The following is a 15354-nucleotide window of genomic DNA, read 5'->3' as shown; positions in this document are numbered from 1 at the left end:
TTCTCTCAAACGCTCAAATTCTTAGATAGCCGTAACACACCCTACTTGAGTTGACTTGTGCGACTAATTACAAATGAGAAGCTACGGTTAAACTAGCAGCGATCGCACAAGCTGCGAATAAAATCATTCGCTCTTTTGTTGTTAATGTTGAATCTACAGGTAGTTCTCCTGTATAACCACGAACTACCATTGCTGCATAAACTCTTTCTGCTCTTTCTAAACTGCGGAGATACAAACTTCCAATCATCGCTGCACTAGCGTAACGTAACCACCCACCTGGGCCATTAATACCCCGTAATTGAGCGGCACGTTGCATTCTCTGTACTTCTGCCAATAAGATTTCTAGATATTGTCCAGCCAATAGTAAACTTTGCTTCAAACCACCCGGAACAGGCAAAGCCTTCAGAGCAATACCAAAACTATGTGGTGGTAAGGTTAACAAAAAACTATTCATGGTGAGTAAGCAAACAAGAGAACGAACCAACAGAAAACTGGCTCGTTCCCATCCCAAAGGTAAAGCCATCAATGACAGAAATATTAATTCTGTACCTAACAAGCCTGTTAGTTGAGGCAGAGGTGCGCGTAATAAAACAGTCCAAATCAGGGCAATGGAAGCATATGCAGCTAGCCAGTACCAAGCTTCATACTTTAAAAAAGCTGCCCCGATGACAATCACCAGAGATAGCTGTAAGCGTAAGGGTAATGATAGTTTAAGCATTCTTTGGTTTCACTACTTGTGCAATGCCAAAGGCAACAGCAAAGCAAACAATCGATCCAATTATTCCGGCGATACTTGTACCGATGGGGCCCAATCCCTCTATGCTATAGTCGGCGAAAGGTGTTGGTACTGCTACTCTTACCTGTTCGGCGAGGTTAATAAAGCCTAAGTTTTCCGCAACTCTTTCCAAACCATCTGGCCATGCAGAAGCTACTAAGGAAAGTAAACCAGAAATTAAAAGAATACTCACTACTGGCACTACCCATCCTTGTAACTGACGTTGTTCTCCTGGTAACAAATCTGGTCGAACTGTAGCTAGGTAAGCTAACACACCCCCAGTAATCAAACCTTCACCAATTCCAATCAAAATGTGTATACCAGTCATGGCTGGTAAAACTATTGCCAGAGGTGCTGTTCCCGAAATAGCTAACTCAATCGCACAGGCGATCGCAGCCATAACCACACTCACAGCAGCAGCAATCCCAGCTGCTAATGGTAAGCGACTTCTGTAACCCCCGAACAATCGCTGTAGGGTTTGGGTTAAACTCCAGCCTACCCAGACTCCTACTACTGCCATGTTAAAAATATTTGCTCCTAAGGCTGTGATTCCCCCATCAGCAAACAACACAGCTTGAATAATTAAAACCGTGGCGATGCATATTGTACCTGCCCAAGGATTACCCAGAATAATTGCTGCTAAAGTTCCCCCTAATAAGTGACCACTTGTACCGCCTGCAACTGGGAAATTAATCATTTGGGCAGCAAAAATAAAGGCAGTAGTTAAACCCAAAATAGGTGCATGTTTTATCCCAAAAGCATCTCGCGATCGCGTCAATGCGATACCTAGTGCAGCCACACTTGCTACACCAGTAGCAGCAGCTACTGGTGGAGAAATAAAACCATCAGGAATATGCATTAGGTATCTCCCGTTTGTATTTTTATTTGCACAGAGTATTTTTTTATAACTACGACATGAAACTAATTCATAAAAAAACAAAATTTATTCCTCTTGTGCAATGCCCTCTTGGGGGATTTTATACTCTTACCTCAGGATTATTGACAACTAAGTTTGTATAAAATGATTTACTTATACTTTTGATTGTTAAATCTTGTAAGTGAACAATATACAAAATAAATAAATTTTGTTGCGTTACGATTTGTTGTTTAACCCATATCGATTTTTATATTTTAATAAGTATAATAAAGTTAATAAATTTAAAAAACAAAAAATTAAAATAAATAACTTTTCACATCAAAAATCAATAATTAAAATGCGTAGCAATCCTCAACGAGTTGTGAAAATTGAGAGAGTCAGATCCCCGACTTATTAGAGAAGTCGGGGATCTTGTTTTTTACAAATCTCTAAAAATAAAGAAATTTATTTAATACTCGCTGTTGTAATTGCTCTAAAATAGTTTTATCTTTAGTAACTTCATCAACAGCACGTAACATTTCACAAATTAAGGGTACTCCTAGCTGTAATTCCTCAAGAATGTCACATTGAGTAAACACATCCTTGGGCTTTCCTTCCAGCACTAACCGTCCCCTATCCATCACAAATATCCAATCTGCCCAACGATAAACTAAATCAAGGTCATGGGTTGCCATGACTATTGTTGTGCCAGACGTATGGATATTTTGTAAAGTCGTCATCAACTTACGAGTATGCAGTCTATCTAGATAGGCTGTTGGTTCATCTAACAATAATAATTCTGGTTTTAACACCATTACATCTGCGATAGATACTCGCTTTTTTTGACCTAAACTTAAATGATGTACAGGTCTTTGAGCAAGTTCTATTAAATCAAATTCAATTAATGCTTGCTCGACTCGCTGTTGAATTTCAATCTCCGGTAAACCTAAATTACACAATCCATAAGAAATATCTTCTTCCACCGTAGAAGCCACTAGTTGTTGTTCTGGATCTTGGAAAACTACGCCAACTTTTTGACGCAATTGCACTAAGGATTTACGGTCATATTGTAGTGGTTTACTTTGCCAGATAATTCTTCCTTTATCTGGTTTGTATAAACCATTTGCTAATAAAAATAGAGTGGTTTTTCCACAACCATTTTGACCAATTAATGCACACTTTTTTTGAGCAGGAATTTTTAAACTGAGATTATTAATAGCCGCTTGTTTAGCTCCTGAATAAGTGTAATGTAATTGTTCAAATTCTAGTAACCATTCCTGCATTCTGCCCCCATTCTAATGCTATTAATAAAGCACAGCCAAAAATAGCCTCTATTATATATCGCTTTGATTGATGATAGCGATGGGGATGCCAAACCCGCAATTCTCCATTAAAGCCCCTTGATTCTAAACTCAAGGAAACTTGACGATAGTTGTCTATTGTACGTTTGAGTAGTTGTCCAATTAGTAGTGCTAGACTTTTCATCCCAGTAGCAAAAGTACGGTATCCTCCCCTAGCTTGCTGAGCAATCCACAATTCAGAAGCTGTGCTTAATAGTACAAAAATAAAGCGATACATCAGTAATAAAATTTCAGTAATAATTACTGGACAGCCAATGCGTCTTAAAGTTTGCAAGAGTGCAGTAAAAGGAATAGTCAGAATGATAAAATACAAACAACAAAGAGAAGCTAAAGCTCGCGTTAGAATTGCCCAACTCTGTAAAGCCCCGTGGTGACTGAGGTATAAGTAATAATTGCCAAAAGTTAATCCTACAATTGAGTCCTGTTCTACTAAATTTAAATGAGATACCTCAATACCATTGATGACTAAAGCTGGCAAACTTGTTAACCAAAAAAAAGTTGCAACGTAAATCAGTTTTAAATATGTTTTGCTAGGAATGCCTGCATAAATTACTGTCCAAATACTCATCCAAAGAGCAATCATAAGTTGTATAAAAGGATGACCAAAGGCAGCAATGATTAGTAGGACACTGGCAAATAGAAGTTTTTGTTCTGGTGGCAACCAACACAAACGATTAGTATAAGCTAAGGTGTCAATCTGAATTTTCATTACGATGATTTTGCTGTTCTGAGCGTCCTTTATACAGTCCAATTACATAACCAATTACACCAGCACCCGCAGCCGCTTGCACTGCAAATAATAGACTCTCAACTTCTCCACTTGGTAATTCAATTAATGAATTAAACCAAGGTTGATATTGAGGTTGTATCTCTTTAATTGCTTCTTCAGCTTGACCATCTGCTCCACTAAATTCTGCATCTTTAATGAGCATTAGGGGTGTTACTGATAATGCAACTACTGCTAATAGTAATAACCAATTATTCCATTTATGTTTTTGAATTTTTGATTTTTGATTAGTCATAAGTTAATAGTCCACAGTTATTTGTAAGTCTATATCCCTAGTCACAACAATTCTTCTGAGCGCAAGGTAATAGAAAATTACCAGTTTCTATCTGAATTGTGGTGTGTTCAATGCCGAACTTGTCATGTAAATCCATCGCGACTCGACATAAAAAAGCATCACCAGGATTACCAGTAAGCATAACTAAGTGTGCTGTCAGTGCTGACTCAGTAGTACTCATTGCCCAAATATGCAAATCATGCACAGCAACCACACCAGAAAGTTCTGCTAAGTAAGTACGGACTGCTGCCAAATCTATTCCTTGAGGAACAGCATCAAGTACTAAATCCAGTGACTGAGACAACAACCTCCAAGTGCCAACTAAAATTACCACAACAATAATTAAGCTGATTACTGGATCGAACCATAGCCAGTTAGTTACCATAATGGCGACACCAGCTAAAACTACACCAAAAGATACTAAAGCATCAGCCACCATATGCAGGAATGCTGCTTTAATGTTTAAATCTTTGTCTTTACCAGAGATAAACATCCCAGCTGTAATGCCATTAATCACAATCCCAACAAGGGCTACAGTAATGATCGTGCCTCCAGCAATTGGCTTTGGACTGCCTAAGCGTTCGATCGCTTCTATGGCGATCGCGCCCATAGCTACCAATAGCAAACAAGCATTAACAAGAGCAGCCAATATCGAAGAACGACGTAATCCGTAAGTATAGCGCTTCGTTGGGCGACGACGGACCAGCCAACTTGCACCCCAAGCAAGTATTAACCCCAGTACATCGCTGAGATTGTGACCAGCATCGGCAGTTAAAGCTAAGGAGTTCGTCAGAAAACCAAATACTGCCTCAACAATCACAAATCCCATATTCAGAATAATACCGATGACAAAGGCACGGTTGTAAGTAGGCTGATGGTGATGGCCGTGGTGGTGATGCATGGACATAGCTAGCTATGGCGATAAAAAACTTCTATATCAGCTAAAAATACATGAATACATGTTCATGTATTTTTTTGGCATCCTAACCCATCGTTGTGCTGGATTACAAGTAGTTGAGTTATACCAAATTGGCACGCGGGAGTCTTGTTTCAAAATTCTGGAATAGCCAATTAATGGTTTTTATCCAAAATCTAAAATCCAAAATTGGTATTACTCATCCTGCTTGATTAGCTGCAACATTTCCAGTTCTTGACGACCATAGTTAGCCAGCCAGTTCCACACTAGTACTGTTAATAATCCTTCACTAATTGCTAAAGGAACTTGTGTAATAGCAAAAATGCCTGCAAATTTTATAAAGGAAGCGAGGACTCCGCCCGTAGCCACAGGAAATGCTAAAGCTAATTGGATAGAAGTGACAACATAAGTCACCAAATCTGCGATCGCGGCGGCGAGAAAGATTGCTAGCCTTTGTTTACCTGTTGGTACAAGCAAGCGATAAATCCAATAGGCAATAAATGGCCCTGCGATCGCCATTGAAAATGCATTCGCCCCCAATGTAGTTATACCACCATGAGCCAAGAGCAATGCTTGAAACAGCAGTACCAAACTACCCAATACAGACATAGCCAAAGGCCCAAATAGTATTGCTCCTAATCCTGTGCCTGTGGGATGGGAACAACTACCAGTCACCGATGGCATTTTTAAGGCAGATAGCACAAATGTAAATGCTCCCGCCAATGCTAAGAGTAATTTTAATTGCGGGTTTGCTTGGGTGATCTGTGATATTCGTCGTAACCCCAACACAAAAAAGGGCAAAGCTACTATCCACCAAAAAACTGCCCATTCTACGGGTAGAAAGCCTTCCATAATGTGCATTGCATAGGCTGGTGCAGCTGCACTTACAACTATATAAAAGCTAAAAATCCCCAGCAAGACGGGTAATATACGTTTTACTTTAAGAATTATTCTCAAAATCAGCCATTCCATAAATATGTATAAGGACTTAGTTTATATTGGCAGTTTTTAATCTTCAAGTTTATTATATAATGATTATCATTATCTTAAAGTAAAAAAGAAAATATAAATTGAGTTTTGTATAATCTTATACTATTTCACTAAAACCTTGATACAAATACAGGCGTGTAGAGACGCGCCATGGCGCGTCTCTACAAATTTATATGGATCGTGATTAACGTGAAATGGTATTACCTATGGTAGATGTATTTATAAATAAATAAAAAATTAAACATTTACTACAAATCTCACCCACAGCCCCTCTCCTTAGCAAGGAGAGGGTGTGAGGTAAAAGTGTATTGTATGCAATGGAAAATCGCTATATTTGCGGCTTGAAAGTCACTCAAAAATAATTGACAATTATTTTTAATTCCTATATGAATATAAAGTAGTTGCAAAAAATTTGCAGTTTGTTTTTTGCTGCAAATAATTCGTGATAGAATCATGCCTAACTACTTAGCTCTCAATCAAGAGAAATTTTTAAATCGCCGTCGACTGTTGAAATTAGGATTAGCCAGTGCAGGCATCGCAGGAACAGCTGTGGTATGGGATAAATTAGCAGCACAAAAGCAGTTAGTAAGAGTACCACCCTTGGAGGCAGAGGAAAATTTTAACAGTGCTGTCAACCCGATACAAGTATTGCGGAATTTTGATTATGGGACACTGAAGCAAGAAAATGGGCGGACAATTCGGGAATTTCGTCTCACTGCTGGAACTTCCGCGATTAAGCTCAATAGTGCTGTATCTTACAACATCTGGGACTTAAATGGTCGCATCCCCGGGCCGACACTGAGAGCAAAACAAGGCGATCGCGTGCGGATATTGTTCTGGAATAAAGCTGGACATTCCCACTCTTTACATTTTCATGGTATCCACCCAGCAGAAATGGACGGCGTGCGTCCAGTTAGTAACGGTAGCGCCACAATTTACGAGTTTGACGCTGAACCCTTTGGTGTTCATCTCTATCACTGTCATATTGAACCTGTGACTCGACATATTGCCAAAGGTTTATACGGCATGTTCATTATCGATCCGCCTAAGCCTCGTCCAGCAGCGGATGAGATTGTATTGGTGATGGCTGGGTATGACGTCAATGATGATAACCACAACGAATATTACGCCTTTAATGGTTTACCCCATTACTACATGGATAACCCTATCCGCATTTATCAAAATCAGTTGATTCGATTGTATGTCCTCAATATTATTGAATTCGACCCCGCAGTGACATTTCACTTGCACGCTAATTTTTTTGATGTTTATCCGACTGGAATGACTCTTACTCCCAGCCAAAAAAGCGATGTCATCACAATGGGTGTAGCAGAAAGGCACATCTTAGAATTTGCTTTTCGTTATCCAGGGAAGTATATGTTTCACCCGCACCAAGATGCGATCACAGAAAACGGGTGTATGGGCTTATTTGAAGTTGTGGCTGAGAAATACTCTCAAAATACAGCAAAAAGCGTAAAATCGTAGCATTTTTCAACGCAGAGGGACGCAAAGTAAGCGCTGAGGGACGCAGAGTCTTTCCGATGAGAATTCGCTACGAGTACTAAGATCATTTTGCTATCTTTCAGTTAAGAATTATTGATAATAAATCTTAATTATCTAGCAATCAAATTGAAATTAATTATTAAATTTTAGCTCTTGCAATGGTGAACTAGTTGATAAAAACTTTCACTAGGTGCAAGAATAACTTAGCAAAATCTACAACAAAATGTCAAATGTAACCGTGGCAATTCGCTAGCTTAAAAAGTCCTTTATTTACTTGCTTTTCAATCAATGAACTTTACCGGTCGGGAACTTATACCCACTTATAAAGCTGATAACTGATAACTGTATAAATATCCTCAGGAGCAAAGATGAAAAAATTCCGTTATCTGTGTATGGCAGTCGCTGCTTGTGCGATTGTAACTCTGAGTTCTTGTAACAATGGTGGCACTTCAACCACAGAAAATTCACCCGCAGCTAGTACTCCCAATTCTGTTGCACAAACAACAGAAGCAGTAAGCCATAGCAGTCATGGTAGCAAAAAGCAAATTAATATCAATACAGCTATTTTGTCTGAGTTAGATAAATTTGAAGCGCAGCTAGGTGTACCAGCATTATCAAATAAAATTCAGGCAAATCGTCCCTATGCTAGTCCAGAGGAATTAGTCAGCAAGAAGGTAATTACTCAAGAACAGTTTGACAAAATAAAGGATCAAGTAACTGTTCAGGAAGTGGTTTTGACTGGGGAAGCCAAAGATATAGATTACATGACCAAGCTAGGGTTGATGAAAGGACATCTGATTGTAGCGCAAGAGCTATTGGATCAAAATCAACCGAAACAAGCTGAACCTCATATAGGTCATCCAGTGGAAGAGATTTATGTTGATGTGGAAGATCAATTAAATGAGCGCAAAGTCAAAGAATTTAAGACAACTTTAGTGAGTTTGCAAGATTTGGTCAAATCTAACCCCAAAGACGGCAAAGTCAAGACTAATTTTACTACTTCTATGCAGTCGGTGGATGGAGCGATCGCAGCCTTACCAGAAACTCAGCGTACCCAGCCATCATTTGTCCTCCAGGTAATTAACGGCCTGTTGGATTCTGCTAACTCAGAATATGGTGCAGCTGTCGCCGACGGTAAAATCACCGCAGCTATTGAATATCAAGATTCCCGTGGCTTTGTACTCTACGCTGACGAATTGTATAAAAGCATCTCTAGCCAGATGGCTAAAGATAAGCCGGAAGCAGACAAAGCAATTCGGGCGAGTATGGCGCAACTGAAAAAAACCTGGCCAAGTGTGATTCCACCAGCCAAGCCAGTCAATACTCCTGAGGAAGTTACCAAACAAGTCAAAGCAATAGAATTAGAATCTCAAAAAGTGATTGACACTGCCAAAACCCAAGCGCAGCGATAATTAAGTTTGTAGTCAGTGCTATCTTTGCTCAACATGGACTAAAGTCCTGACTACAAACACAATAATACATAGGGTTAGATTACTATTGACTTTTTGTTCCAAACTAAGAATTTAAAATTTACTGAGAAATGGATCAAAAGTTAGAGACTCTCTAACTCATAGCTCATCACTGAAAACTTCTGGCTTTTAGCGAAAATTAAGAACTAATGCAAGAACTTGACCAAAAAAAGACAATCGATCTACTCAACGCCATTATGGAGTTTGAATTGGCAGGAGTTGTGCGTTACACTCACTACTCTTTGATGGTAACTGGCCCCAATCGCATTCCGATTGTAACTTTCTTTAAGGCCCAGGCAAGCGAATCTTTGCTGCACGCTCAACAAGTAGGAGAAATTCTCACAGGGTTAGATGGACATCCTAGCCTGAAAATTGCCCCAATAGAAGAAAGTTACAAGCATTCAGTGAAGCATATTTTGGAAGAAAGCTTGGCACACGAAAAGAAAGCATTAGATTTGTATAAAAAATTGCTTGATACAGTTAGTGATGCAAGTATTTATCTAGAAGAATTCGCTCGAACTATGATCGGTCAGGAAGAGATGCATAATCTTGAACTGAAGAAAATGTTACGCGATTTTAGTTAAGAGTCACAAGTCATTGGTCATTAGTCATTAGTTATTAACTAGTGAAAAATGACAAATGACAAATGACAAATAACAAATGACAAAGGACAACTGATGGACTTTAGTACTGCTTTACCTACTTTTGTAATTACACTCCGAGAAGGAGTAGAAGCAGCCTTAGTAGTTGGTATTGTCTTGGCTTTGTTGAAAAAAGCTAAACAATCCCGACTCAATCCTTGGGTGTATGCTGGTGTCGGTGTTGGTATTGCCTTAAGTGCGCTGATTGGCGTGTTGTTTAGTTGGGTAATACAAGTACTGGGAGCAATTAATCCCCAGTACACATCTGTTGTTGAACCATTGATGGAAGCTGTATTTAGTGTACTGGCCATTATCATGCTCAGCTGGATGCTGATCTGGATGACCAAACAAGCTAGATTTATAAAAGCTCAAGTAGAGGGAGCGGTAACAGAAGCTTTAAAAGATAATACTAATGCTGGCTGGGGTGTTTTTAGCTTAATTTTGATTGCCGTTGTCCGCGAAGGCTTTGAAACAGTTTTATTCATCGCTGCTAATTTTCAACAGGGGTTAATTCCTGCCCTTGGGGCTATTGGCGGGATTGCACTTGCAGCAGCAATTGGTGTGCTTTTATTTAAATGGGGAGTTAAAATTAATATCCGCCAATTTTTCCAGGTCATGGGTGTTTTGTTGGTATTAATTGTTGGTGGATTAGTAATTTCTGCATTACATAATTTTGACGAAGCTGCCGCTAATTATGCCCTCAGTAATCGTGCTTCCGAAAGCCTTTGTTTTTACTACGAAAGGTTTACCAAAATTCATTCTTGTATACTAGGGCCAATGGTTTGGAATACAGCCAATATCCTACCTGAAGAAAAATTCCCCGGTATTGTACTCAAAGCCTTGTTTGGCTACAGAGAACATCTCTATATTGTGCAGGCAGTAGGATACATTGTATTTTTATTGACTGTTGGAGGTTTATATTTCCGTAGTATCATGGGTGGTTCTGCTCAAGATAGCAAGAATATTTCAGCAAGACAAAAACCGATTAGTTCAGCTAAGGAATAGGGATCGGGGACTGGGGATTGGGAATTGGGGAAGATAAGAGATAAATACTTCCTTGTCCTCCTTGTCCCCCTTTTCCCCCTTCCCTTGTCCCCGATCCCCGATCCCCAATGACTAAAATATCTGTTCAGCAATTATTGATTTATCCAGTTAAAGGATTAAGTAGTCACAAGTGCGATCGCGTCTACCTCAAAGTCGGACACGGTATTCCAGGCGATCGCGCTTTTGCTTTGATGTATAAGCAAAACGCCACAGATACTAGCTTGACTACTGTGTCTTGGATGAAGAAGCAAAACTTCGCCATGCAAAACGACTGGCCAGGACTTGCAGCTTTGAATTGTTTCTATAATCCAGAAACTGGCATTTTCACAGTCAAGCGCAAAGGTATAGAGTTATTAGTTGCTGATACTACAACTAGTAAAGGAAGGGATCTAATATCAGCTTTTTTCACTGGCTACCTAGCAGGAATTTACCCTAGTCAAGCTGCGAGACACCCTAACCGCGCACCTCTACAGCTAGTTGGGGAATTTGACAAAACTCGCTATCCCGACCGGGAAGCAGTACATATTTCCCTCGTCAGTCAAGCAACTATTGACAATTTAAGTCAATTAGCTGGGCAGCCAATAGACGTACGGCGCTTCCGCCCAAATATTGTTGTAGAAGGTGTCCCTGCTTGGGAGGAATTTGACTGGGTGGGGCAAGAAATACAACTGGGAACAGCCCGAATAGTTGTGACAGCCAGAATTAATCGTTGCTTAAATATAGATGTTCATCCTGAAACTGGAGAACGAGATATGAGGTTATTGTCTCTTTTGCAAGAGCAATTTCAGCATACCCAGACTGGTGTTTTAGCGCAGGTAATTAGTAGTGGTAGTGTGGCAATCGGCGAGGAATTAATGATAATGCCTGATGTGAATTAATGCTATGACAATATTATGTTTGAGAAATCGACCACCGATGAACACAGATGCACACCGATGTAGTCCAGTAGGGTGCGTTATGGATATTAGTCCTAACGCACCGCCAATGATATCAAAGATAATGCGTTACTACCCTAGCTGATATCTTTCTTGAAAATAGCGATCGCAGATTAACTTAACAGCAAACCCATAATCCATCGGTGTTCATCTGTGTTCGTTAGTTAAACCAGGAGAAAACGGTAACATGGTAACGCCTTCCACAGTTTCGGCAGATTGGGAAATCACCTCTGGACGCACACCCAAGAATAAATGATCAAGAGTAGCCTGGGCGGAAATATCTCTACTTGCTTCAAGGATGGCATGATTGTTTCTTGCCACCCATCGAACTTGTGTTACTGAATAGGCAGAAATTACACCCAGAAGTGAGCAAGCAGACCTAACCAAAGGTTGATTGTTATATACACCAATAATATAGATACCGCAGCCTACAATTAATCCAGCTATCGCTGCTCTGGTAGAGTGGTGATAGTCATCCAGCCATTTTTGTTGTTGAGCAAGATAAATTTGAGACATTAGCGAACTCCTAAACCAATTCCAATAAAAATCAAAATCCAACGGTATACTAAAGACCAACGAATACTAGCTTGTGATGCCGTGTTGAGTACGTAGATACTGAGAAAAAACAAAATAATTAAGACAACACCTATAATGACGATGACGCCTGGCAACTGAATTAATAGCTTGCCTACTGAACCAATGAAGGTGCTTGCAGCTAGCCACAGAATTAAATCGGCTAAAACATCAGGTACTCTGGCAGGAAGACCAATTTGATTCAGGAGATGCCAGTTAAAATCAGCGTGTGGATGAGTTGTATGACCTTGAATATCTAGTTGCTGAATTTTTCTGCCTCCAAATTCTGTTGGTAATTCCACATTTACTTGTGGTTTATTCGGATTTGGCAGTTGTTTATCATTATTGTTCATCGCTATCTACCTCCCTAATGTTTCTAGAAAATGTCTGATTGCCGTTAGGTGTGTTTTCCTGGCTGGAGAATTCCTTGAAACTTTGCCATTTTTTGGGATGGCTATTGAGCCATTTGCGAAAACGCCTCTTGACAGTCATCTCCCAGCGTTTGTGTTCTAGTCGCGCCCGTTTTCTGAGGTCTTTGGCTATGCGCTGTTGTTCTTTTAAGTCTTGGGTAAGTACTTTCAACAATACTTTGGCAACTTCTGTTTGCCTTTGATAGTCAATTTTTCCTTGTTTGGCTTGTTGCCAGGTTAACTCTAACTGTTGAGTTCTGACGTTGGTGAGTTCTTGTTCAAGGCGAATTTCGTTCAAGGCTGTTCCCCAAGCCAAACCAATATTGATCATGGCTGCAATTCCTGTACCTAAAAACGCTGTCATTTGGATGAGTAATTGTTTTTGCAATTTGTGCGGTAGCATCTCAATGAATCCTGGTGCAGCAAATGCTACTTCTAACACCACGATCGCTATACTTAACCAGACTGCACTATCACCCGAGGTGAGACGCGACCAAAAGGGAACGGGATTAGCGTAGTTTGGATCGTCGAAAAAATTGCGTTTTGGTTCATAGCTACGGGTAGCTTTTACCCAGCGAATTACCATTAACTTTGCGCCTGCGGTGAGACAAATTGCACCTAGCAAAGCCAAGTAAAATAAGGGCATTTTTTTCGGAGACAACTTACCTAAGTCAAGTTGGAGTAATATTTCTGCAATACCTACAAACAGCATCAAAGACAAACCAATGGTGAGTAGCCATTCCCAATAATTTATTGGTTGTGTGCGATCGCGTTGGAGAAAATCTGCTTCTTCAGTATCCAAAACTTCGAGTTCGGCTAGTTTAGCTGCTAGTTGGTTTCTCTGTAAACGTAAATTATCAAGAGTAACCTCTGCTTGACGTGCTTGTGCGGCTGCGGGAGCAACAGTAGCAAACCACTGCGCCAACAGTTGCGGTTCTTTGGTTTCTAGAAATTTTGCTAAGGGGAGAGTGTGACGATTTTCAAATAAACTCTCCACTTCCCATATTCCCCAACGCCAAGGAATTTGGGGAGTGTCCAAATACATCCAATCAAACAAACAATTCCAAAATCCCATTTTTTAACTCCTAAAACTGCATCAGTTCTTGCCACTCTTGCTGCTTTGTACCTGCAAATTGCACATTTTTTCTGATGGGTGCAAAAGCTTTGGACATTGGTAGACGGTTTTCTTTTGCTAGTCCGATGATGAAAAGATGAGCTTTGTTAGAGTCTGTTTTAGTTAGCTTTTCGCAAATCTGACGAATAGCTGCTAAAGAAGCACGATCAGCTGTTCCCTGCGTCACGATATACCCATAAATTGGTCGCGTTGGATTTTGCTCCACTTCATCTTTGAAGCGTTGCATAGCTTGAATCAAAGCTTTATCAGATGATGGTTGAGTATCTAAATACTCAATTAATTCTTGCAATTGACGACGACTAGCTGTTTGAGAATAAAGGTTTTCGACTTTATCTCCAGCGAAAATATCAATTGATGTTAATTGATTATTTGTTTGTCGCGCCGCCAAATCTACAAAACTTTGAACAAAGTCTGTCATTTCGGGGGAATTCGTTTGTAAGGCAATGTAAATTTTGGGTTGGTAGCTGAGTGAATGCTGTTGATTAGCAAACACTGTGGTTTGATAAGAATTGCTGTTGGATTCGATGTGTTTACTAATAGTAAATATGATGGCGATCGCCAACACAATCATGGCGAATGGATTGTTATTTTTCATGACAATATCCTGATGGAATATATTTAGACCAAAAAAGCCGGGAAGTATTTTTACACCTCTCCAGCTTGCTAAACTTCTCGTTTATCCAAAAGCCTTATATATTTAGATTTATAGATATTCTATTGATACCAATTTAATGTGAAGCCGTACTAAATGAGTAACCCTCCACTCTTGGCTTTCTTGGCGTTCTTGGCGGTTCATTTTTTATATTCTGTGCATCTTCATAAATAATTGGTATGAGTAACCCTGCTTCACTATCTTTCCTCTCAAATTGCAGAGTTATTTTCATATTTTAAATGCAACTATTTACAAATTATGACGAGACCACCACGCAATCCAAACTTGTGTGTATTGGTAGTAAATTTTTTGAAGATCTTCTATTTCTGTTTTTGTTAAGTAATAGCGTTGCCGCACATGCCCACTCGTCTCCACAATGATTTCATAGTTGCCTTTTTTGCAGCTAATTGTGAACTCCCCATGTTGGGTTTCACAAAGCATCTCGATTACACGCAAGTTGATATGGGAGAAAACTGGAGGTAAGTCATACCAATGTTGTGTGAGAAAACTGTCTTTCTTGACTGGCTGTGGTTTTGCGAAAAAAGGCGAATCTTCAATAGCTATATTTTCAATACACAAATTTGTCTTGAAGGTATTTGAACTATTGAAAAATTCATGAGAGTTTGAGGGACATATCATATGGGTCTCCAACAGGCTTAGATATTGCTGCTACTCGTAGCAGAGACATGATGTGATAGCTGACAAGCATGTAAACCTGTCATATCACTTACACATAACTCCACAATCACTCTCACAACCAAAGTCTTTTATCTGATGTACATATACTACAGCACACTAATTAAGACAGTCAAGTTTTATTGTCTTACATATGTCTAATTTAAATAAGACATATTTGATGTATTGTTTAATACCTTAAAGTCGCTTGAGACTGTGAGCTAATTTGTCCTCGTCTCAATTGGACAATATAAAGTCAATTGACAAGAGAACAGAAATACAATTTGTGTAATTAATTCCATCTAGGTACTTATTAATCGCAACGGTACACAGCGATCGCATCGATATGAAACATCTG

Annotated in this window: 16 protein-coding genes; 5 read left to right on the top strand and 11 right to left on the bottom strand. The window is 39.6% G+C overall.

Annotated elements, in window-relative coordinates:
• Window positions 1-67 precede the first annotated feature (67 nt).
• From UYI_RS0112270 to UYI_RS0112235, 7 genes are all read right to left on the bottom strand, one after another.
• A complete protein-coding gene (locus UYI_RS0112270; RefSeq protein WP_016866962.1) occupies window positions 68-718 on the bottom strand; it encodes an energy-coupling factor transporter transmembrane component T family protein in 651 nt (216 codons plus the stop codon).
• Window positions 711-1634 (bottom strand): energy-coupling factor ABC transporter permease, encoded by a 924-nt coding sequence (locus UYI_RS0112265; RefSeq protein WP_016866961.1) that lies wholly within the window; start codon window positions 1632-1634, stop codon window positions 711-713. The genes UYI_RS0112270 and UYI_RS0112265 overlap by 8 nt, the downstream gene beginning before the upstream one ends.
• 446 nt (window positions 1635-2080) lie before the next feature.
• The gene (locus UYI_RS0112260; RefSeq protein WP_026085910.1) at window positions 2081-2914 is read right to left on the bottom strand and encodes an energy-coupling factor ABC transporter ATP-binding protein; all 834 of its coding nucleotides are present in this window, start codon (window positions 2912-2914) and stop codon (window positions 2081-2083) included.
• Window positions 2889-3701, bottom strand: coding sequence for a cobalt ECF transporter T component CbiQ (gene cbiQ / locus UYI_RS0112255; protein ID WP_016866959.1), 813 nt, complete (start codon window positions 3699-3701; stop codon window positions 2889-2891). Before cbiQ ends, UYI_RS0112260 begins: the two co-directional genes overlap by 26 nt.
• On the bottom strand, window positions 3685-4014 hold the full coding sequence (locus UYI_RS0112250; protein ID WP_016866958.1) for an energy-coupling factor ABC transporter substrate-binding protein: 330 nt from the start codon (window positions 4012-4014) through the stop codon (window positions 3685-3687). The genes cbiQ and UYI_RS0112250 overlap by 17 nt, the downstream gene beginning before the upstream one ends.
• A gap of 37 nt (window positions 4015-4051) precedes the next feature.
• On the bottom strand, window positions 4052-4960 hold the full coding sequence (locus UYI_RS0112245; protein ID WP_026085909.1) for a cation diffusion facilitator family transporter: 909 nt from the start codon (window positions 4958-4960) through the stop codon (window positions 4052-4054).
• 204 nt (window positions 4961-5164) lie between these two features.
• Window positions 5165-5941: an energy-coupling factor ABC transporter permease gene (locus UYI_RS0112235; RefSeq protein ID WP_016866955.1), complete on the bottom strand. Its 777-nt coding sequence runs from the start codon at window positions 5939-5941 to the stop codon at window positions 5165-5167.
• A gap of 471 nt (window positions 5942-6412) precedes the next feature.
• Between UYI_RS0112235 and UYI_RS0112230 the strand changes: the two genes are divergently transcribed.
• The 5 genes from UYI_RS0112230 to UYI_RS0112210 all read left to right on the top strand — a co-directional run bounded on the left by UYI_RS0112230 (window position 6413) and on the right by UYI_RS0112210 (window position 11494).
• Entirely contained in the window at window positions 6413-7444 is a 1032-nt protein-coding gene (locus tag UYI_RS0112230; RefSeq protein ID WP_016866954.1) for a multicopper oxidase domain-containing protein, read from the top strand.
• A 386-nt stretch (window positions 7445-7830) separates the two neighbouring features.
• Entirely contained in the window at window positions 7831-8874 is a 1044-nt protein-coding gene (locus UYI_RS0112225; RefSeq protein ID WP_026085908.1) for a ComEA family DNA-binding protein, read from the top strand.
• A 206-nt stretch (window positions 8875-9080) separates the two neighbouring features.
• On the top strand, window positions 9081-9515 hold the full coding sequence (locus UYI_RS0112220; RefSeq protein ID WP_016866952.1) for a ferritin-like domain-containing protein: 435 nt from the start codon (window positions 9081-9083) through the stop codon (window positions 9513-9515).
• A 93-nt stretch (window positions 9516-9608) separates the two neighbouring features.
• Complete coding sequence (locus tag UYI_RS0112215) at window positions 9609-10577, top strand: FTR1 family iron permease (RefSeq protein WP_016866951.1); 969 nt, start codon at window positions 9609-9611, stop codon at window positions 10575-10577.
• A 107-nt stretch (window positions 10578-10684) separates the two neighbouring features.
• A complete protein-coding gene (locus tag UYI_RS0112210; RefSeq protein WP_016866950.1) occupies window positions 10685-11494 on the top strand; it encodes an MOSC domain-containing protein in 810 nt (269 codons plus the stop codon).
• A 204-nt stretch (window positions 11495-11698) separates the two neighbouring features.
• On the opposite strand, the gene UYI_RS0112205 is transcribed toward UYI_RS0112210, so the two are convergent.
• Genes UYI_RS0112205 through UYI_RS0112190 form a run of 4 tightly spaced genes read right to left on the bottom strand, consistent with a single transcriptional unit; the run spans window position 11699 to window position 14264 of the window.
• Entirely contained in the window at window positions 11699-12067 is a 369-nt protein-coding gene (locus UYI_RS0112205) for a hypothetical protein (protein ID WP_016866949.1), read from the bottom strand.
• Window positions 12067-12477: a hypothetical protein gene (locus UYI_RS0112200; RefSeq protein ID WP_016866948.1), complete on the bottom strand. Its 411-nt coding sequence runs from the start codon at window positions 12475-12477 to the stop codon at window positions 12067-12069. The genes UYI_RS0112205 and UYI_RS0112200 overlap by 1 nt, the downstream gene beginning before the upstream one ends.
• Complete coding sequence (locus UYI_RS0112195) at window positions 12467-13609, bottom strand: hypothetical protein (RefSeq protein WP_016866947.1); 1143 nt, start codon at window positions 13607-13609, stop codon at window positions 12467-12469. Before UYI_RS0112195 ends, UYI_RS0112200 begins: the two co-directional genes overlap by 11 nt.
• A 10-nt stretch (window positions 13610-13619) precedes the next feature.
• The gene (locus UYI_RS0112190; protein WP_016866946.1) at window positions 13620-14264 is read right to left on the bottom strand and encodes a hypothetical protein; all 645 of its coding nucleotides are present in this window, start codon (window positions 14262-14264) and stop codon (window positions 13620-13622) included.
• Window positions 14265-15354 lie beyond the last annotated feature (1090 nt).

Source organism: Fischerella muscicola PCC 7414, assembly GCF_000317205.1.
GTDB lineage: Bacteria > Cyanobacteriota > Cyanobacteriia > Cyanobacteriales > Nostocaceae > Fischerella > Fischerella muscicola.
This window is presented reverse-complemented; position numbering and strand designations above follow the sequence as displayed.